Source organism: Pseudoalteromonas sp. EB27 (assembly GCF_001974875.1).
Lineage (GTDB): Bacteria > Pseudomonadota > Gammaproteobacteria > Enterobacterales > Alteromonadaceae > Pseudoalteromonas.
Window position 1 is genome coordinate 1 of sequence record NZ_MTQD01000011.1, and the last position, 19,792, is coordinate 19,792.

Sequence of the window (19,792 nt, forward strand, 5' to 3'; positions counted from 1 at the left end):
CGGATAAAGTACCGTCTCTTCATTGGCTGTACTATAGTTTAGCGAAATTGGGAGGGTGGTATGACAGTAAAAGAAATGGTCGAGTTGGCGTAAAAGCACTCTGGAAGGGGTGGTTGAAATTAGCAGAAATGGTCGAATCTGCCGAATTGTTAATATCAATTCAGCAGACAGAAAAGTTGTGATCAAGAGACAGGGTTGTAGGTAAGGGGCGTGAGCAGGACGCGGAAGCTTTGCTCGGTTTTTACTTATTCTTAAATGGATGTAAGCCAGTAGAATAACGCAGGAGCAGTTATCGAGCCCACTAGGTTACAAACCTCACGCCGCGATTAAATCGCCCCTAGATTGAATAAATTTCAATCCACAAAAATCAACACGCCCTAGGTTTATTCCTACTCAAAGCACTTACTACTAGCCCAATTCCCATCCCAAGCGCTGGCCATACTACCCAGATATAACTAGGCGAAGTTAGTAAATTTATAACGCTTAGCAAAGTTAAAATAAGTAAATATGCTTTAACTTTTTTGCCTATTGTAATTGTATTGCTCATTTATATTCTCCAAGTAATGTATGTCGCTATTATTGTTTTAATAAGCAACGTACACACCTGCCAAATGTCACTAAGTGATCTGACATTAGTCATTATTTTTCATTTAATTACATAGTTATTTATTACGTATAAAAACATAAAAAACAATACTTTAATCTATTTGTGTTAGAATCTAATCTCAACTAACCTAAACAAATATGCATAAGAGGATGAGCTAAATGAGCGAAAAATCAAAAGATTGCGAAAAAGTGACGTGTAGTAACTGTGCTGACGCTAACGATCTCGAATTTGATTTTTCTATGGCTTTTCAACCGATTATAAACTGTAAAACTAATCTCATTTACGGCTATGAAGCGCTGGTTAGAGGTTTAAATGGCGAGTCTGCCTATTCAATTATTTCAAAAGTGAATGAAGACAACCGCTATGCATTTGATCAGCTTTGCCGTATTAAGGCCATTCAACTAGCTTCAAAGCTAGGCATAACATCAATGCTAAGTATTAATTTTTTACCTAATGCTATTTATAAACCAGAGCGATGTATACGCACCACACTAGAAGCTGCAAAAAAGTATAACTTTCCAATTCAAAATATTATGTTTGAATTTACTGAAGTAGAAAAAATAGAAGACACCGCACACATTAAACGCGTTATTGATTACTACCAGTCTCTCGGATTTAAAACGGCTACCGATGACTTTGGTGCAGGTTATTCTGGTTTAAATCTACTGGCTGACTTTCAAACAGATATTATCAAGCTTGATATGGCGCTAATACGCGATATAAGCAACGATAAAAAGCGCCAATTAATAGTAACTCATTGCTTAAATATGTTTCGCGACTTAAACATTACCGCACTGGCTGAAGGAATTGAAACAGTAGAAGAATATACATGGCTAAAGAACGCAGGTGTTGAGCTTATGCAAGGGTATTTATTTGCCAAACCAATCTTTGAAAACTTGCCCGAAGTAAATTTTGAGGACATAGGTGCTGATTAATGCCCAACACCTATTATTTATATCTTATTGAATCTAAGTAATGCTAAAACTACATATTACCCAGCTCTATCATCATAGCTGTATACATACGCAAATTAAGCTCTAGTTGCTCAAGTGTCATAAATTCATGCTCTGAGTGACCTGTGTAGCGCTTACCTGGCATTGAAGGACCAAACGATACCGCGTTATCAAAAAGCTTTGCGTTAGTGCCACCACCAATCGATACAAAGTCAGCTTTTTCGTCACCCGTAAAATGCTTGAAAATATCAAGTAGCTTTTGCGCATGTGGCGCGCCATCAAGTAGCATAGGTGTGCCAATAATTGTTTCTATGTTAGCAAGCGTTACATTGTTAGCAGCCTGCCAATTCGCGAGTGCATCATCAATTTGCTTTTGCAGTACAGCTTCGTCTTTACCCATAGGGCGACGTGCATTTACAGCAAGTGTTAGCGCATTACCATCGCGCTCAATAACTGTTGGTGCAACCGTCATCGGGCCCATAAAGTCGTGCTTATAGGCTATTTCGCCAAATTGTTTACCGTGAATGTCTAACCCAATTAACTGGTTTACAAAGTCGATTAGCTCGCCGTCGCTATTATTTTCAAGCTCCACGCCTTTAAATAATTCAGCCAAATACGCAATGGCATTTATACCTGACTCTGGCTCTGATGAATGTGCCGACATACCTTTAACACTTATTGCTAAGCCATTGCTTTTTTCACTAAAGTTAAATTCAACTTTATCTAATCTTTTAGCTTTTGCCTTTAATGTATCAATAAGTACCGCGTCTGCATTGTGCAGAACTAAGCTTGCGTCTTCTGGAATTTGGCTTCTAAACGCACCACCAGTAACATCACTTACATACACACCCGATTGTGGCGATGTTGCATTAAAGGTAGGCGCAATTAAACTCCAGCCTTTCTCAGCAACCACTACAGGGTATGATGCATCAATCGTAACTGCATATTTTGGCTGCTCGTACTTTTTCATAAACTCTGTAAGCGGACCCCAATCAGACTCCTCAGCAAGATAAATCATTAGCTCAATACGATTATTAAGCGTTATGCCTTTATCTTTAATTGCTTTCATGGCGTAAAGCGCTGTCGCTATTGCGCCTTTGTCGTCCTCAGTACCACGGCCAACTAATTTACCTGGCTCAGACGTATCAATAATAAAAGGACTTTGTTTCCATTTGCTGGCATTAGCCGGTTGCACGTCGCCGTGCGTTACTACCGTTACTTTTTCGCTTTGCTCGCCCATACCTATTAATACGGTGTAACCTAAATCTTGATAGTCAAAACCAAGCTCTGCGGCTTTCATTTTTAACAGTGCTTTAAAGCCAATAAAATCGGGATTTTGAGGAGCTGTAATGTCGCTTTTATTAACCGTCGGAAAAGCCACTAAGTTAGTTAGTGTGTGTATTTGAGCATTTTGGTAGGTATTTACTGCGTAATCGGCAACGCTATCAATATTTTTATTTAACTGCGCATGAGCACCAAACGCAAATAAAGCAATACTGGCTAAAGCTAACTTTTTCAAAACAATTCCCATTTAATTAATAACTAAGAGCGGTAATTATAACGCTATGAAGCGCTTACTTATAGCTCTTTACGCTAAACACACAGGTAACTTAAGCTGAATATTTATATAGCAGCTTTTATAGGGTGGTTGTATAATGCGCGACTTAAAATTAACAGGGCATTTAATTGTGAACCGTCGTAAAAAAATCGTCACTAAATTTCAAAAGAAAGATAAACGCACTAACGCTAAACTACACAAAAGCAACAAACCTGGTTATGTGTCAAAAGCTGAGCGCGAAAAACTAGCTGAGCAAGAAAATAATGAGCCACAGGTAATCCAAGAGTAACTTTACGTTACCTGTTGCTTTGATAATTTAAAGTGGCAAAAGTACCGACCACTTACATAACATACCACTGCCGTGGCAACTATAAGTTCAAACGTAGCTAAGTAATTAACTGTATCTACATATGGCATTGCGAGGTTTATACTTTGCATCCAGTCTTTCATTTTAAATAATGCAGTTGCCCCAATAACCATTGGAAATGTAAAAGCAGCGTAGCTCGGCGTAAAAGGTCTGCGTAATAACTTTATAAATAACACATAAACAATCAGTGTTTTTATTATCGCTAATATAAATAATGCGCCCACTATAACAAGTGATGGATTAGCTACAATATGAAAATACCCCGCTAATGTTAAACTGGCAGGCGCCGCTAAAATGGCAAGTGTAGGCTGTATTTCGTAGTCACTTTTTAAGGCTAATAAAAAACGATAAAACATAATTGGCAGCATTATGGCGTACGTTGATATACCAATAACTAACGCACTATAAGCTAACCATGCTAATGTCGGATTACCCGAAAAAGTAACATCTGCAATAATTATCCCCACTGGTGGCACAAACCAGCTAGGTGCCATATCTTCAAAATCAAACTTTTTTGCCCGCTGGTATAAAAAGCTCACCAAAAATGTGAGATGCAGCACAAAAGCTAAAACCCACATAATATCACCAGCTAATGGGTTGAATTGCCCAACTGAGTTTGAAATAACAAGATTAGCCATTGCAAATGTAGGGATCACACTTCCTGCAACTGGGTGTGCTAAATCGGCTTTTAATAAATGAGGGTGTAGTAAAAACTTAGCAGCCAAAAGTAAAACTAATACGCCAGCTAGTACCGCTCCCAAAAATTGCCCTTGGGAGTTTAAATTAAAAACGTTTTCCCATGTCCATCCCATACTAGCAATACCTAAAGCTAAACCGGCCATGGCTGTTGGCGCACCCATCACTTTATTTTTAAATTGCTTAAACACTGTATTTCCTAATCATTGGGTGATGAACAAGTTACTGCTTTTTACAGCATTGCCTTATAGTAACGCTGTAAAATTAGTATAAGCGTGCTTAATAGAACGCTTTTTGCGTACAAACATTTCATAAAATAAGTTTACGGCTTACGTATTAGTTATTAGTTATTAGTTATTAGTTATTAGTTATTAGTTATTAGTTATTAGTTATTAAAGCGCAAAAAAAGCCATAACGTGGTTATGGCTTTTGCTTTATTTTAAATTTGAATATGACGTTAATTAAAACGCGTAACTAACACTTACATTAAATGAACGCCCCTGCCCTGCAAGTTGTTCAAACCCGCTGCTACTACCTTGCTTAAGTGCCGCAATACTTACACCACCGAGTGGGAGTTGGTAATACTCATCAAACACATTACTCACTTCTGCGCTTAGCGTTAATGCATCCCATGTGGCTTTAGAGCTTAAATTAACCAAGCTGTAGCTGTCTGTTTGGTTTTCAAAACGATTATTATCTACACGGCTTTTAGTATCTACCCACTGCCAAGATAATGCATTTTCAAATCGACCTAGTTGCTGGCTAATACCTAGCTGGGTTTGCAGTGGTTTAATTTGATAAAGCGGCTGGTTAGTATCGTCGCGCTTGCCTCTAGTGTTAGTAACATTGGCGCGTAACTGCCAGTTACCTAAATCCTTAGATTCATAAATGTTGGCTGTTAAATCTATTTTTGCACCATACAAAATGGCATCTACATTAGTGAACTGAAAAATGTTACGCGCCGTGTTGTCCAAGTCATAACTATTGAAGCTTCTTACAATATCAGCATCAATATAGTCGCTCACATCGGTATACCACACATTGGTACTTAATCGCCAACGGTCATCTTTAGCCGATTTAATATAAGTAGCACTTATTGTATGCGCAGTTTCAACGTCTAAATCAGGGTTACCAATATAGCCATTACCATCGCCATACCAACCAATCATGGTGGTTGCCATGGTGCTTACACCCCAACTGTATCGCTCGTATAAATTAGGCGCGCGGTTTTTACGGGCAAGACCAAATTGCAGCTCATCATAATTTGTTATTTGGTAGTTAATTAATAAGTTAGCATCAACTATGGTGTCGGTTTTATCTCTGTCTCCAGCATTAAATGTCTTAGCTGCAACAGCATTATTTATAGAAGTATCCATAACCATACCGCCCATGCTCATCATACTCATACCATCGTTGTATGATTGAACCTCTCCAACGTGGGTATTAATACTTTCAATACGTATACCTGCGTTTAACCATAACTTTGTATTTACTTGGCTCTCAAATTCTGCAAATGCCGCTATCCGCTCTCGTTTACCGTTATTTATATTTATGTAATCGTTGGGGCCCATCATGGTTGAGCCTTCAATACCTGGCCACCAATCATCAATGCTGTAATTGTAATATTCTTGACCGATTAAAATGCTGCTGTTTTTATCAAGCGCGATACGCCATTTTAGCTGCGTACTTATATCTTGTGCATCAGTTTTCATTGGCATCATGCCTGTTTTTTCTTCACTGAAAAAACCCATTTCGTGCTTTACGCTATGCCAGTTAACTTGCCCTTCAAGCTCGCTGTTTTCAAAGAAGCGCTTGTATTGAGCTATTGCACCGTAACTGGTGTTATCGGTCATATCCATATACTGATTTGCAAATCCCTGATACGGGATTTTTTGATGGGTTAGCTTTATAACTAATTGCTGTTTATCATCGCGTATAGCTGCGGTTAAACTGTGATTTTGTGCTCGGTACAATGTATCAAGTACTACGTCGCCGTTACCGTCTTCATAGCTATCTGCGTCACTAAACGAACCTTGATAATTAAGGCTAAACGTATCACTTGCTAAACGTGCACCCACGCCAAGTTTACGTCCGTTATCAACGCTACTGTACTTTGCTGACACATAACCTGAGTGCCAACCTAATTCATTGCTATCGCTATACTGTGGTGAAATAGAATTAACGCTTATTACACCGGCAATATTATCTCCGCCCGCGCTTACTGGTGACACGCCTGCAACCACATTGTAAGACGTAATTTGATTAGCCGAGATATACGAAAGTGGGGGGTTCATATGATTAGCGCATGCAGCGGTTACATCTGCACCATCAATTAACACTTTAACTCTGTCGCCCATTAAACCATTTAAAATAGGTAGATTAGATACGCCGCCCGCTGCTGAAAAGTCGACACCTAAATCACTTAATAACGATTCTGACGAACCAAGTGCTAAATGCTTATTTTGAGCATGTCCGTGTACTTCAATTACTTCTAAAGGCGTATCGTCGGCAAATGCAAAAGGAGATAGCACACCGCTAATAAAAAGTGCGACAGGGGAAAGTAAGTAAGTTTTTTGAGTTTTGCTTTTATAAACCATTGTTAATTTATGCCACTGTAATAATTGGCGTAATTATAGTGTGAACTGCAAAAGCAAAAGCGCGACATATTGTCGCACTTTATCAATTTAGAACGTTGTTAGGTGTGTTTTATCTAAAGGTCATACAATAAATTAAGCATTTAACTTAGCGACTGTTTGAGAAACTATATCAGCTCCGCGCTCAATCTCTTTAATAACCTCAGATACATTAGCAATAAGCTCTCGCCCTTGCTCTGAAGAGTCTGAAACTGACGTTATTTGCTTTGATATATCGTTGGTTAACTCTTGGTTATTTTTAACAACCGTTGCTATTTCATTAGTTGAACTACTCGTACTAGCTGCCAGCTGCCTTACTTCATCAGCTACTACGGCAAAACCTCGGCCATAGTCACCAGCACGCGCTGCTTCTATTGCGGCATTAAGAGCCAGTAAATTAGTTTGATCGGCAATGCTGCTAATTGTAGAAACAATGGAACCTATTACAGCGGATTGTTCATTAAGGTTTTTAATTAAATCTACCGATTTAAGTACTTGGCTTACAATCGCGTCGGAGTTTGAGACAGAGCTTTGTAATATTTCAGAGCCTTTTTTAGCAGTTTGCGCAGTAGATACCGCCGATTCATATGCTATTGCAGCAGCTTCAGTTACAGCACTATTATTTTTAATACGGGCAGTGATATTCGACGCAAACTTAATTATTTTAATTACATTACCTTTGCTATCTAAAATTGGGTTATAAGTTGCTTCTAACCAAATTTCTGAACCATCGGCGGCAATACGTTTAAACTTTCCTGACTTAAATTGCCCCTGTGCCAACTCATTCCAAAAGTGTGGGTTTTTCTCATAAAATACTTCAGTACAAAACATTTTATGATGCTTACCTACAATATCTTTTAAGCTGTAACCTACTGTTGCTAAAAAGTTTTGGTTCGCCTTTAAAATATTACCTTCAGGGGTAAACTCTATGGTGGCTAATGCTTTATCGAGTGCGTTTGCAATAGCTTCTTGCGCTTTTCTTTGTATGTAACTATTTGTAATATCAGAGGCTATTTTAATAACTTTGGTAACGACGCCGCGCTCTTCTACCGGGAAGTAAGTTGCTTCAAGCCAAAGTTTATCGCCATTCGCTTTATATCTTAGAAACGCTCCTGCTTTAGAGTCACCAGCCTTTAATTCTTGCCAAAACTTACTGTATTCGTGTGAGCTGGCATACTCACTTTCGCAAAACATACGATGATGCTTACCTATTATTTTCTCTTTACTGTAACCAATGGTTTTTAAAAACAATTGGTTTGCGTCTAATATTATTCCTTCAGGTGTAAATTCTATATAAGCTACATGCTTATTAATTGCAGATAATACAGACTGCTTTTGAATTAATTGAAGCTCCATTTCTTCAATTTTTGCGTTTCTTTTAGAAATACCAAACATATAAAAACCTTAAGGAGTAAATTAGTACAAACATTAGCAAATCAATGTGATATCAATATGTAACTATACTGTAAATATAAGCTTTAAATAGCCTTTCTGCTAATATTTAATACCTTATAGGCACCTGCTTTATAAATAGTTTTTTTATTTTATAAATATTAAGTAGTGTTTTCTTCTAATTAACATTTTAAAAACCTAACAAAACCACTAATTTATGCATGACTCTGTACTTTTTTTAACTTAAAATAACGCTCTCACAGACTACCCTCTCACACCAAAATTTAAGCATACATATAATATTTTCTATTCAGAATTTATTGTGCAGTTTTATTTTTAAATTAAACCTAAGGGATCATCTATGACATCAGATGTAACGTCGGCATCTAGTCAACTTAACAGAACTGCTATTTTACTCGTATTAGCGCTTGGCACATTTATTTTAGGATTATCTGAATTTTCGATGATGCCTATGCTGCCATTAATTAGCGAAACATTTGGCTCAACGCCATCACAAAGTGGTTATGCAATTAGTGCTTATGCCATTGGTGTTGTAGTGGGGGCGCCTATTTTAATGCTAACAACTGCTAATATGAGAAAGCGCAAAGCATTGCTCATTTTTATAAGCTTAATGTTTGTCTCAAATGGGCTCAGTGCAATGGCAACCTCGCTTGAGCAGTTGGTTATATTTAGATTTTTAAGTGGCTTACCTCATGGTGCATATTTTGGCGCGGCTATTTTATTAGCATCTGATATTGCCCCAAAAGGTAAACGTGCTAGCTTTATGTCAAAGGTGTTTATGGGTTTAACTGTGGCTACTATTGTTGGCGTGCCTATAGTCACACTTGTAGGTCAAAATTTAAGTTGGCGTTATTGTTTAGCTGGCGCTGCAGTACTGGCCTTTATTGCTTTTGTTTTTGTTTATAAAGTAGTGCCTAGTATCGATAACGCTAAGCCTTCTAACTTACTAAACGAGTTTGGCGTACTTAAAAATAAACTGGTTTGGTCCATTTTGGGTATTGTAATTATTGGCTTTGGCGGAGTGTTTTGTATTTATACTTACATTGCCGACACCATATTAGTGGTAACAAAAACAGCTCCGTATACTATTTCTATCGCAATGGTAATGTTTGGTATCGGTTGTACACTCGGTAACTATGTACTGGGTAAAGCTGCCGATAAATCAGCAATTAAAACGACTGGCCTTGCGCTTGTATGTACTATTGTATTTGCCTTTGCATATGTAACGGCAAGCCATAATATTTGGGCTCTTTACGCGGTGATCTTCTTTATTGGTTGCAGTGTGGGCTTGGCTACGCTGATTCAAACGCTTTTAATGGACGTTGCGCCCGAAGGCCACGCTATGATTGGTGCCTTAGTACAGTGCGCATTTAATACTGCCAATGCTATAGGTCCTTGGGTTGGCGGAATAGCAATAGCGCAAGGTGCTGCACCTAATCAAACAGGTTACGTAGCAGCTGCATTGTTTTTAGGTGGTTTGGGTATGTGGCTATTAAGTTACTTACAACTAAACAAACAGCAACCAACAGCGCAAGCTACTAATTAACTGAGTTCGAGTTAATTTAAAATACAAAAAGAGCCGCTAATTAGCGGCTCTTTTATTTTTAATTTACCTAGTAAATTAAGCGTTTAACGATGCCATATCAATAACAAAGCGGTATCGTACGTCAGATTTTTCCATACGCTCGTATGCCGTGTTAATTTCGTCAATGTTGATCATTTCGCACTCAGGTAGCACGTTGTTTTCACCACAAAAGTCGAGCATTTGTTGTGTTTCTGCAATACCACCAATAAGTGAACCTGCAATACGACGGCGACCCATTAATAATGGCACCGTGCTTAGCTCATCTACAGGACCAACTTGGCCAACAATAACTAATGTACCATCTACATCAAGTAGCGGTGTGTAAATAGATAAATCATGTTTTACAGGGACTGTATCTATAATGACGTCAAAGGCAGATTGCGAGTCTTTCATTTCGTCATCATTAGATGACACTAAATAGTGCTGAGCGCCTAATTTAACCGCATCATCTTTTTTAGACTCACTACGGCCAATTACCGTAACGCTTGCGCCCATTGCAACTGCATTTTTAACGGCCATGTGACCAAGCCCACCTAGACCAACAACACCAACACGGCTACCTTTTTGTACTCCCCACTTATGAAGTGGCGAATACGTAGTAATACCTGCACAAAGTAGCGGTGCAACGCGTGAAAGGTCTAAATTTTCTGGTACAGAAAGTACAAATTCTTCGCGTACAACAACATGCTTAGAATATCCACCTTGGGTCATTTCACCACTAACGCGGTCTTTGCCTGCGTACGTACCAACCATGCCTTCGCGGCAAAATTGCTCTTCGTCGTTATCACATTGATCGCAACTTTGGCACGAATCAACCATACAACCCACAGCAACTGTGTCGCCTTGCTTATATTTTTTAACGTCGCTACCTACCGACATAACTTTACCAACAATTTCGTGCCCAGGTACTAGCGGGTAGTCACTGCCACCCCAATCATTTCGTACGGCGTGTAAATCTGAATGGCACACACCACAGTATAAAATTTCAATTTCTACATCGTTATTTCGCAAATCGCGGCGCTCAAAAGAAAACTCTGTCAATTCAGAACCTTGGCTTTTTGCTGCATATCCTACTGTTTTCATAATAACTCCATAGTGGTTAAAAATTTAAATCATCAACAGCATAGTCCATAGCCCGTGAATAGAACCTGACAATATAAAATAGGCACAAAAAAGCCCAAACAGTGTTTGGGCTCAATCGTTAGTACTAGGGCGCTAAATTTAATTATTTTGCAAGTAAGCTGTTTAGTTCATTAATAATTGAATGAATGCGCTCTGCATTTTTTCCTAAATCACTACGCCCTACTCGCGATTTACTACGAATATCAACAAAACGCTGGCTGCCTTCATCTTTAATACGAATTACCACATCGTCTTTAAAACCAAACCATGTGGTTGTATCAGTAGCTTCTACAATACCTGTAGCCGTGTTTGCACTTACCACTGCAAAACCAAGATTTTTAACTGCTTGTTCGCTTGCTGCCATCAAATCGGCTTTAGATTGTGCAAAGCTTAACGTTGCCAGTTCAGGGTATGCTTTGCGTTGCTGTACTGCCGTTTCTTCACCTGCGTACTCTACTGGATTTGGTGCTTCAACACGCAGTGGCGCAATTGCTACAAATTTTGGTGGGTTAACTAAATCTGTTGAAATATCATGAATTGCCGGTACGCTTTTAGCTTTGTTCATCATGTTAAGTGGCATAGCAATAGCCACAACCGAAAACACAAGCGCAATAACACCACTGCTTAGCGTTAACGTTTTACGCATAAATAACGCTTGTACTATAAGTAGCACCAATGCAGCGCCACCAGCGTAAACACCAAATTTAAAACCAGCAAACGCAGTTCCTAGCTCTACAATACCAAATTTATACAAAGGCCCCGGCAGTATGACGAGTAAAAAGGCGATTAGACTAACTAAGCTCACTAAAACTTTCATTTTATGATTCCTATATTGTGTGATTTTTTATTATTAAAACAATTAAGCACTATTAAACAGTAGCTTATACTACTAACAAGCGCTTTTAGATTACTATTAGCGACTAATTACACAAAAAAGTCCAATGTTGTGTGATCAAAGTTACTCAAGTTTGGAAAAATATCAACAAGCTCAGAGCTTGGCACACCAAACCACTGAGCCAATGTGGCAAAGTACTGCTCATTAGCAACACTTGGAATTAAACGCCCGCCACCGGTATCTTGTGCGCCATCCAAATGTTGAGTTAATAGCTCGCCATATATATTGCCGCCTTTTACTGCGCCGCCCATTACTATTTGGTTCCCTGCCCAACCATGGTCAGTGCCATCGCCATTTGAGGTCAACGTGCGACCAAAATCAGACATAGTAAACGTAGTCACTTTATCAGCCATATCAAGCTCTTTCATCGCACTATCAAATTCACTTAACCCTTGAGCTAACGTATTTAATAAAGCAGGGTGCGTTGTTAATTGGTTGTCGTGGGTATCATACCCCCCCATAGAAACAAAAAACACTTGGCGTTGAGTACTCAACTTTGCCTGTACGCTAATTGTTTTAGCGACTGCGGCAAATTGCTCACTAAGGCTATTATCGCTAAATGGGGTAATAAGTGCAGGCGCGCTTTCTAACGCGCTGTTCATTGCTTGAGTGTTATTTATCGCACTTGTTAAGCCATTGGCATAAGCAGTACTTAACGGATGGCTCGTATTGCCTAGTAAGCGGTTCATAATAGCGGTTACGTGCTCGCTACGAGGTTGATACCCTCCAAACGCGTTAATACTACTAATGCCGCTTTTGTTAAGCGCAAATGCATTGCTAGCACTTCCCGTTTGCCATAAATTAGTACCGTCGAGTGATACATTAGCTGCAAACTCATCTTGTAACTCTAAACGCTCTAAAAGTCGTGCGCCCCACCCGCTATTAAGTGATTGTTTTTCTCGACCATACATCCACGCAGCTTGCTGATCGTTATGCGAAAACAAATGCTTAGGCAAACCTATTGTTTTATTTTTATAGTCATTCAATGTTGTGGGAGCGAGTAAAGTACCTACCCCGCCTATAAATGCTAAATTTTGAGATTCAAACACATTTTGTATCGGTTCAAGTGAAGGATGAATACCTACGCCACCTGCAAACTGGCTTTTAATGCTTAGCTCAAGTGGGCTCTCTACCGCTAGGTTTTGCCTGCTTTGCTTGTACAAACTCCGTTGCTCGCCTTCAAGCGGAACGAGCATATTTAACGAATCATTCCCCCCGTATAAATACACACACACTAATGCTTTATAATCACCTAGCTCAACGGCATTAGTCGCTCCAGTTAATGCTTGTAATTGCAGGCTCGTTAACGCGGCAGCCGATACGCTGCCTTTTACACATAACGACAAAAACTCTCTTCTATTAATGCTCATTATGCGCTCCTAATACTGCACGTTAAATTCAGGTGAAATAGCAATCATATATAATAAATACGAAACCCGTTCACGGTATTGCTCTTCATTAAAGTAGGCATCTAAATCAAGTAATGCTTGGCGTGTGCCACTGCTCATTGCGCCTGCAAAATATAACGTGTTGTACTGAGTTAATAGCGCACTAACACCGTTTTTCTCTAAAACATTCATGTCGTCTTGAATATAAACATAAATACCATTTGAATTTAAATCACTGTGTGCTTCAGCGGTACTCCACACTAAACTTGCGTAAAGCGCGTTCATGGTGCCAATCAGTGTCGCATCGTTTGCTATTTGTAACTCTGGCGCAACAATACCTTCATTTCGCAAAGCTGCGGTTTGATAATCAGGCCTAAAAAAGTTAAATACCGAAGCCGACTGCATGGGTCCTTGCCCGTAGCTATTTATTAAATTCCATGTTTTATAGTAACCAGCCAAAGATTTAGCATCGAGATTTCGCCAAAACTGTACGGTTTTTAAAATAGGCTCTTTAATTTTACCTTGATAGTTAAGCACTGAGCCAAAATGCCGTGCTTCATCATCTAAATATATAGCCTTTACTACAGCCGCTAAATCGCCGCGTACACCGGCGCCATTATCAATAAATACATTAGCTACTCGTTCAACGTATTGGGGGGTTGGATTTGACGTAATTAATCGCTGAATAAGTTGCTTAGTAATAAATGGCGCAACATTTTGATGGTTAAATAAATTATCGAGCGCTATTTGCAATGACTCTTCTGCTGTATAACCTTGTGGTATAACCTCGCCATTTAGTAAGGTTTTTTGTTTACTAGAATGGTACTCGTCAAATGCTTCCATTGGTTTAATATAGTCACGACTTTTACGCTTAAATGTTTCACTATCGGCAAACGTCCAACCAGTAAATACGCGTGCAAAACCCTCTATTTCGACCTGTCCGTAAGTAGCAATAGTATTACCTTGTGCATCAAGCTTGGCGCTGCCATCTAGGTTTAGCTCTTCAAGGCCAATAGTAAATAACTGCATTACTTCACGTGCGTAATTTTCATCTGGGCGAATATTAAGTGCATCGTCTGCTTTTTCGTTACCCAAATGGCTTAAGTAAGTTCCCATAATAGGCGAAAGCGTGACCTCTTCGAGTAAGTCACGATAATTACCAAAGGCATGCTTTAGTAGCAAATCGTAATAAGTGATCATGCCCTCAGGTTGGCCTCTTAAGGCACTGTTTTCATCCGACACTACTAATATTTCACTTAACGCAAATGCAACACGTTGACGAAGTTGATCGTCACTTTGCATTACTGCCTTCCACCATGCGTCTATGCGGCTTATGTATTTAAAGTCATCATCGTCATTTAACTTTACTAAATAATCACGGTGATAATTAATAGGTAGCGCTATTTGTTTATCAAGCCATTGCTGCTCGCTTAAACCTTGTGCGTTTTGTATTTCACTAAGCTTAGGTCCCATTGTTGCTTGGTGTAGTAACCGTGCGGCGCTAATGTCATCCATATTATTACGTGCAGTAAAGCTTAGCGTTTTTACACTGCTTGCCCCTTCGTTATCGGTTGCTGTTACCGAAAAAGCATAATCAACAGGCTTGTAACTTTGCGCATTTAGCAGTGTTACTGAAGTAGTTGTTGCCTCTAAAGGCCCACTAATTAGTTCAGGCCCTTGCGTTTGTTGCCACACAACAGATGTAATAGTGCCGTCTTTATCACTGGCTGTTGCTGTTAGCTCAATTGTTTGGCCTTTACTTAATTCACTAGGAATATCAGCGACTGACAAAATGGGGATTTTATTTCCGTTAACGGTTGGCGTATCATCGGAGCCTGAACCACCGCAAGCGCTTAGTATAAAAACCGAGCTTGCGATAAGGGCAAATTTATAATGCATGTAAAGTCGTCATCATTTGTTAATTAAAGTACGTTAGTGTGTACCGAGTTTAATGCATTTATTGAAACACAAAATTTACAATTTAACTCTTTATTTTTTGTAACCGAATCATGAACGCCCCATTAATAATGCGCTAGCAGCTGGGGTAAACAGCCAGAGCTTTATTATTTATGAAAACAGAAATTCGCTATTGTTTTGAATCTTCACAAGTTGCTAACCGATTTTTACACGAGCTCAAAGACTGGCCGGTTAACGATGTAAAAACACGACTTTTTAATGGCGGCGATAGTGTAAAAGTGATATACGAATACGACGAAAGTGGTTTTGATTACACCTCAGCAGAGCTCGACGACCTAGCAGAAAAGCATGGCGGTAAAGAAGTTTAAATTAAGTGATAACAATAACTAAAGGCAATCTAATGAAAAATAAAATGTTAAGTTTATTTACAATAATATGTTTAGCTTTTAGCTTATTAAGCCATGCAGAACCGATTAAAACAAAACCTTTTAGTATTGGTGAAACCTTTACCTTTAAATCAACCACGCTTGAGCAGCAACGCACTATAAACGTTTACTTACCTAATAGTTATGAGCAATCAAGCGATAAGCATTACCCTGTTATTTACTTACTCGATGGCTCAAAAGATGAAGACTTTATTCATATTGCAGGGCTTGTACAATTTGCTTCTTTTCCGTGGATAAACCATATACCCGAAGCCATCGTTGTGGGTATAGCAAATATCGATCGTAAACACGATTTTACATCACCGAGTAATAATGCCCTCGATTTAAAAGACTTGCCAACGCACGGTGGCTCAAAAAAGTTCATTAGTTCTATAAACGACGAACTACGCCCACTGATCAATAAAACTTACCGTACCAACTCAACAAGCACTTTAATTGGTCAGTCGTTAGGTGGCCTATTAGCTACCGATATTTTGTTTAATCACCCTGCAATGTTTAATCATTACGTAATAATTAGCCCAAGCCTATGGTGGGCCGATAATGAATTACTAAATGGCCCTTTTGAGCCAACTGCCTTTCCTCAATCGGTTTATATTGGTGTAGGTAAAGAAGGTGAGCTAATGGAAGGTTTAGCAAAGCAATTACATAAAAAAGTCACGCCTATTCTTAGTAGTAAAAGCCAAGTACAATTTGGCTATTTTGAAAACCTAGATCACACTGAAACACTACATTTAGCTGTATACGACGCTTTTAAAAAAATGAACTATCATCCCGAATAGTTAAATATAAATAATTTCATATAAAAACGCCAATAATGCACTGCATCATTGGCGTAAAATTATATTGTAACTAACAAAATAATTTTACTCTTCTACAGAAAATTCAACTTTTGATGGAGACGAACTCGCAAGATCCAGTACTTCGTAATAATTTAAACCATCTATTTTTTTGCCAATAATAAAGTAATTCATTTCCCCCATCATGGTCGGGTCGCCTATTATATCTTCTGCGCTTTGCACGTCAGAAAACTGAATTGCGATTAAAGCGCCTAAAAAACGCATGGAATCTTGAGGCTTTAATGCTTTTAAAACTTTATTAACTCCCACTTGAGTTGTCTCTGGTGTGGAGCCATCAAATCTAAAATCATTTTTTGTGCTAACGCATGCACTGAGCATTAATATTGATAATGCGATAAGTAAATGTTTCATATATATCCTTATTTGTTATTCGTGATACTTGCGGATCATCGCCACTTTACCGTTTTCAACTTCTATTACTTCCATCATTGTGGAGGTGTATTCTATTGGCTGCTTACTTTGCGGATGAATACCTTTTACATAGTTTTTATAACGAATAGCAAAGCCTGTATTGTTAAACACAAATGTATTAAGCAGTGTGCTCTCAAACAACGTGTGCGCACCTAAGTAAAAACTCATACCTTTGCGCATCTGCTCTTTGCCATCAGGAGTACGTGAGTCATCCGGTTGATACGGAATATGCTGATTGCCAATATCATCGGTTAACAATGCAAGATAAGCCTCAAGCTCTTTAGCACCTGCGTTAGGTGCTTGTGTGGCGGTCATTGTTTTATAGTATTGCTGCGCAAATGCATTTAAGTCGAGTGGCTTTTCAGCATAAGCCGAAAAAGCAGTTACTAGAGCCAAACCTAACGTTAAAAGTAACCTCATTGACTATTCCCTGTAGTTAAAAATATTTTATAGGTACATTACCTTAGTAAGTTCAATAATCAAACAAAATCAGTTTTAAGTAAATTAACACCTACATTTTGCTCTTTACTCTATTTGTTGCAACGCTGTTGGCTGGGTCGTCTGGCCAAAAATGTTTAGGGTAGCGGCCTTTCATTTCCTTTTGCACATCGCGGTAACTGCTAGCCCAAAAGTGGGCTAAATCTTGAGTAAGTTGCAATGAACGTTTACCTGGCGATAGCAGCTCCATAAGCAATGGCAATTTACCATTGGCAAGCATAGGCGTACTGGTCAAGCCATAAACTTCTTGCATACGCACGCTTAGCTTTGCGGGGCCATCAAGTTGGTATTCTATTTTTATATTTGAGCCACTGGGCACCGTTAAGCGCAAAGGTAACAAAGCTTTTAACGTGGTTTGTTGTTGCCAATCAAAGCAGTTTTGTAATGCTTCAAAGTAGTTAAACTTTTTAAGCTGCGTGAGCGTTTTAATATCTTCTAAAAACACGCCTAGCCACTGCGCTGCATTTTGAATAAGTTGTTGCTCGTTTATTTGCGGGAATTTATCGGGCATTAAATTACTTGCTAGGCTCATACGTATCAGCAATTGTTGCGCATCAGGTTGCTCGTTAAATAAATCAAAACCGTGTTTAGTAAATAAGCTAAGCCACGCTTTAGCACGCTCGCTCTTATCTAGTTTTTGTTTACTAGGCTGGCTGCTGAGCGTTATAGCCCCGAGTTTCACTTCATCTTGATGAATAAAGCGCGCTGATTTTTCATCAAACTCACAACGAGTAAGTTCACTAAATAAATGCGGTAAAAATTCTTGTAACTCAAATGGGTTAAGTGCGGTGGCTGCAAATATACGCCCACCTTTGTGCCCGCCCATGGTTGCTATGGCTAAGTAATCGTCGTTGTGCCAGTAATCTGCATTTAACTCAGCACCTGCACCATTGGCAAGTAAATAACCATTACCGCGTTTTTTAGCGATGCGATCGGGGTAAGCGAGTGCCACAAGCAAACTTATATAATGCGTATTTAATTTTCTGGTTTCGTCTTTTACTTTTAAGCGGCTTTGCCAATATTTTAACTGTTGTTTAAATACCGGATGCGGACGTTGCTGCTGGCTATGCAGCGCTAAACTCAACTCGTTTGCACTATTTACTCGGCTCTCAAGTAATGCCACTAAATAAATAGCGAGCCTAAAAATACCAGGGAGTTGGTCATCAAGTATTTGTGCTTTTAATAGCATATGCGCCAAACGAATATCAGCACCAAAACCTAACATTTTACTGCCAAGCGGTGTGAGCTTACCTTTGCTATCAATAGCTTCAAGCATATTAAGCAAATTACTTGCTTGCTCGCCTTGTTGCTCAGTGGGCTTATCAAGTAGGGTTAACTCATCAATACTGGCTCCCCACTGCTTTGCCTCAAGCATAAGTTGGCTTATGTCTGATGTGAGTATTTCGGGATTGTCGTGGCTATTACGTCGCTCAAAGGTTTGCTTTGAGCCAAGCCTATATACAATACCCGGCTCTATTCGCCCCGCACGCCCAGCACGCTGCACAGCAGACGAGCGCGATATACTTTGTGTTGTGAGCTCAGTAACCCCTGTTTTTAAATTAAAGGTAGCTGCACGGCGCTTGCCGCTGTCAATTACAATGCGTATGCCTTCAATAGTTAAACTGGTTTCGGCTACATTGGTGGTAAGCACTACTTTGCGCATACCGTTTGGTGCAGGGGCAATAGCAGCTTGCTGATTAGCTTTATCTTGCTCGCCAAATAGCGTGGCAACTAGGCAGTTACTAGGTAAGTCGGTGAGTGCTTGTTGCACGCGTAGTATCTCAAATTGCCCAGGTAAAAATACCAATGCACTACCTGTTTGCTCATTAAGTGCTTGTTTTATTATGGTAGGGATTGCATCAAGCCAGCGGCTTTCATCTTTTATGGGTATGTATACTTCGTCTATTGGGTAGCTGCGACCATTTGATTGAATTACAGGGCAATCAAAAAATGCTGTGTAACGCTCAGTATCTAGCGTTGCCGACATAAGCATGATGGTTAAATCTTCGCGCAGCGCACTTTGGGTCTCTAAAGCAAAGGCAAGTGAAGTATCGGCTGCAATTGAGCGCTCATGGAATTCATCAAATACTAGTAAATCTATATCGCTTAATTCGGGGTCGTTTTGCAGCATGCGTGTGAGCATGCCTTCGGTGACTATTTCGAGGCGCGTATTAGCGCTTACTTTACTCTCGCCCCTAATCCGCAAACCTACACTTTGCCCAACACTCTCGTTTTGGCACTTTGCTAAATAACTGGCAATATTACGTGCAGCTAAACGGCGAGGCTCTAGCATTACAATACGTTTAAAATGTCCATCGCGCATAAGTTGTAACGGCAACCATGTAGATTTACCCGCACCAGGCGGCGCTTGTAATAACGTAATAGGATTACTTTGTAATGTAGTAACGAGTTGTTGATATATGTCTTGAACCGGCAGCACAGCTAT

17 protein-coding genes and 1 pseudogene are annotated in these 19,792 nt (G+C 39.4%); 6 read left to right on the forward strand and 12 right to left on the reverse strand.

What is annotated here, in order from left to right; genetic code table 11:
- Nucleotides 1-182: pseudogene (locus BW142_RS13000) on the forward strand (IS4 family transposase); the annotation flags it as partial.
- Between the two features lie 185 nt (nucleotides 183-367).
- On the opposite strand, the gene BW142_RS13005 reads toward BW142_RS13000, so the two are convergent.
- The gene (locus BW142_RS13005; RefSeq protein ID WP_076925119.1) at nucleotides 368-547 is read right to left on the reverse strand and encodes a 2TM domain-containing protein; all 180 of its coding nucleotides are present in this window, start codon (nucleotides 545-547) and stop codon (nucleotides 368-370) included.
- 218 nt (nucleotides 548-765) lie between these two features.
- Between BW142_RS13005 and BW142_RS13010 the strand changes: the two genes are divergently transcribed.
- Nucleotides 766-1,542: an EAL domain-containing protein gene (locus BW142_RS13010; RefSeq protein ID WP_076925120.1), complete on the forward strand. Its 777-nt coding sequence runs from the start codon at nucleotides 766-768 to the stop codon at nucleotides 1,540-1,542.
- Between the two features lie 49 nt (nucleotides 1,543-1,591).
- Here BW142_RS13010 and BW142_RS13015 read toward each other — a convergent pair whose 3' ends face one another.
- Complete coding sequence (locus tag BW142_RS13015; RefSeq protein ID WP_076925232.1) at nucleotides 1,592-3,079, reverse strand: dipeptidase; 1,488 nt, start codon at nucleotides 3,077-3,079, stop codon at nucleotides 1,592-1,594.
- Between the two features lie 136 nt (nucleotides 3,080-3,215).
- On the opposite strand from BW142_RS13015, the gene BW142_RS13020 reads away from it, so the two are divergent.
- Nucleotides 3,216-3,407, forward strand: a complete 192-nt coding sequence (locus tag BW142_RS13020; RefSeq protein ID WP_083707585.1) for a DUF2986 domain-containing protein — start codon at nucleotides 3,216-3,218, stop codon at nucleotides 3,405-3,407.
- A 2-nt stretch (nucleotides 3,408-3,409) separates the two neighbouring features.
- Here BW142_RS13020 and BW142_RS13025 read toward each other — a convergent pair whose 3' ends face one another.
- The 3 genes from BW142_RS13025 to BW142_RS13035 all read right to left on the reverse strand — a co-directional run bounded on the left by BW142_RS13025 (nucleotide 3,410) and on the right by BW142_RS13035 (nucleotide 8,209).
- Nucleotides 3,410-4,372, reverse strand: a complete 963-nt coding sequence (locus BW142_RS13025; protein WP_076925121.1) for a TDT family transporter — start codon at nucleotides 4,370-4,372, stop codon at nucleotides 3,410-3,412.
- Between the two features lie 270 nt (nucleotides 4,373-4,642).
- The gene (locus BW142_RS13030) at nucleotides 4,643-6,778 is read right to left on the reverse strand and encodes a TonB-dependent receptor (RefSeq protein ID WP_076925122.1); all 2,136 of its coding nucleotides are present in this window, start codon (nucleotides 6,776-6,778) and stop codon (nucleotides 4,643-4,645) included.
- 132 nt (nucleotides 6,779-6,910) lie between these two features.
- Nucleotides 6,911-8,209: a PAS domain-containing methyl-accepting chemotaxis protein gene (locus BW142_RS13035; RefSeq protein WP_076925123.1), complete on the reverse strand. Its 1,299-nt coding sequence runs from the start codon at nucleotides 8,207-8,209 to the stop codon at nucleotides 6,911-6,913.
- Between the two features lie 358 nt (nucleotides 8,210-8,567).
- Between BW142_RS13035 and BW142_RS13040 the strand changes: the two genes are divergently transcribed.
- Nucleotides 8,568-9,773 carry an MFS transporter gene (locus BW142_RS13040; RefSeq protein ID WP_076925124.1) on the forward strand — a complete coding sequence of 402 codons (1,206 nt, stop codon included), beginning with the start codon at nucleotides 8,568-8,570 and terminating at the stop codon, nucleotides 9,771-9,773.
- A 75-nt stretch (nucleotides 9,774-9,848) separates the two neighbouring features.
- Here BW142_RS13040 and BW142_RS13045 read toward each other — a convergent pair whose 3' ends face one another.
- The 4 genes from BW142_RS13045 to BW142_RS13060 all read right to left on the reverse strand — a co-directional run bounded on the left by BW142_RS13045 (nucleotide 9,849) and on the right by BW142_RS13060 (nucleotide 15,116).
- Complete coding sequence (locus BW142_RS13045) at nucleotides 9,849-10,895, reverse strand: NAD(P)-dependent alcohol dehydrogenase (RefSeq protein ID WP_076925125.1); 1,047 nt, start codon at nucleotides 10,893-10,895, stop codon at nucleotides 9,849-9,851.
- 142 nt (nucleotides 10,896-11,037) lie between these two features.
- A complete protein-coding gene (locus BW142_RS13050) occupies nucleotides 11,038-11,751 on the reverse strand; it encodes a DUF1499 domain-containing protein (protein WP_076925126.1) in 714 nt (237 codons plus the stop codon).
- Between the two features lie 107 nt (nucleotides 11,752-11,858).
- Nucleotides 11,859-13,199 (reverse strand): DUF1501 domain-containing protein, encoded by a 1,341-nt coding sequence (locus BW142_RS13055; protein ID WP_076925127.1) that lies wholly within the window; start codon nucleotides 13,197-13,199, stop codon nucleotides 11,859-11,861.
- A 9-nt stretch (nucleotides 13,200-13,208) separates the two neighbouring features.
- Nucleotides 13,209-15,116, reverse strand: coding sequence for a DUF1800 domain-containing protein (locus tag BW142_RS13060; protein WP_076925128.1), 1,908 nt, complete (start codon nucleotides 15,114-15,116; stop codon nucleotides 13,209-13,211).
- Nucleotides 15,117-15,286: 170 nt separating this feature from the next.
- Between BW142_RS13060 and BW142_RS13065 the strand changes: the two genes are divergently transcribed.
- Both BW142_RS13065 and BW142_RS13070 read left to right on the forward strand, forming a co-directional pair.
- On the forward strand, nucleotides 15,287-15,502 hold the full coding sequence (locus BW142_RS13065; protein WP_076925129.1) for a hypothetical protein: 216 nt from the start codon (nucleotides 15,287-15,289) through the stop codon (nucleotides 15,500-15,502).
- Between the two features lie 32 nt (nucleotides 15,503-15,534).
- On the forward strand, nucleotides 15,535-16,359 hold the full coding sequence (locus BW142_RS13070) for an alpha/beta hydrolase-fold protein (protein WP_076925130.1): 825 nt from the start codon (nucleotides 15,535-15,537) through the stop codon (nucleotides 16,357-16,359).
- Nucleotides 16,360-16,443: 84 nt separating this feature from the next.
- Here the strand turns inward: BW142_RS13070 and BW142_RS13075 are convergent, their stop codons facing one another.
- The 3 genes from BW142_RS13075 to hrpB all read right to left on the reverse strand — a co-directional run bounded on the left by BW142_RS13075 (nucleotide 16,444) and on the right by hrpB (nucleotide 19,786).
- Nucleotides 16,444-16,788, reverse strand: a complete 345-nt coding sequence (locus BW142_RS13075) for a hypothetical protein (RefSeq protein ID WP_076925131.1) — start codon at nucleotides 16,786-16,788, stop codon at nucleotides 16,444-16,446.
- Between the two features lie 15 nt (nucleotides 16,789-16,803).
- On the reverse strand, nucleotides 16,804-17,268 hold the full coding sequence (locus BW142_RS13080; protein WP_076925132.1) for a nuclear transport factor 2 family protein: 465 nt from the start codon (nucleotides 17,266-17,268) through the stop codon (nucleotides 16,804-16,806).
- Between the two features lie 91 nt (nucleotides 17,269-17,359).
- Complete coding sequence (gene hrpB / locus BW142_RS13085) at nucleotides 17,360-19,786, reverse strand: ATP-dependent helicase HrpB (RefSeq protein ID WP_076925133.1); 2,427 nt, start codon at nucleotides 19,784-19,786, stop codon at nucleotides 17,360-17,362.
- Nucleotides 19,787-19,792 lie beyond the last annotated feature (6 nt).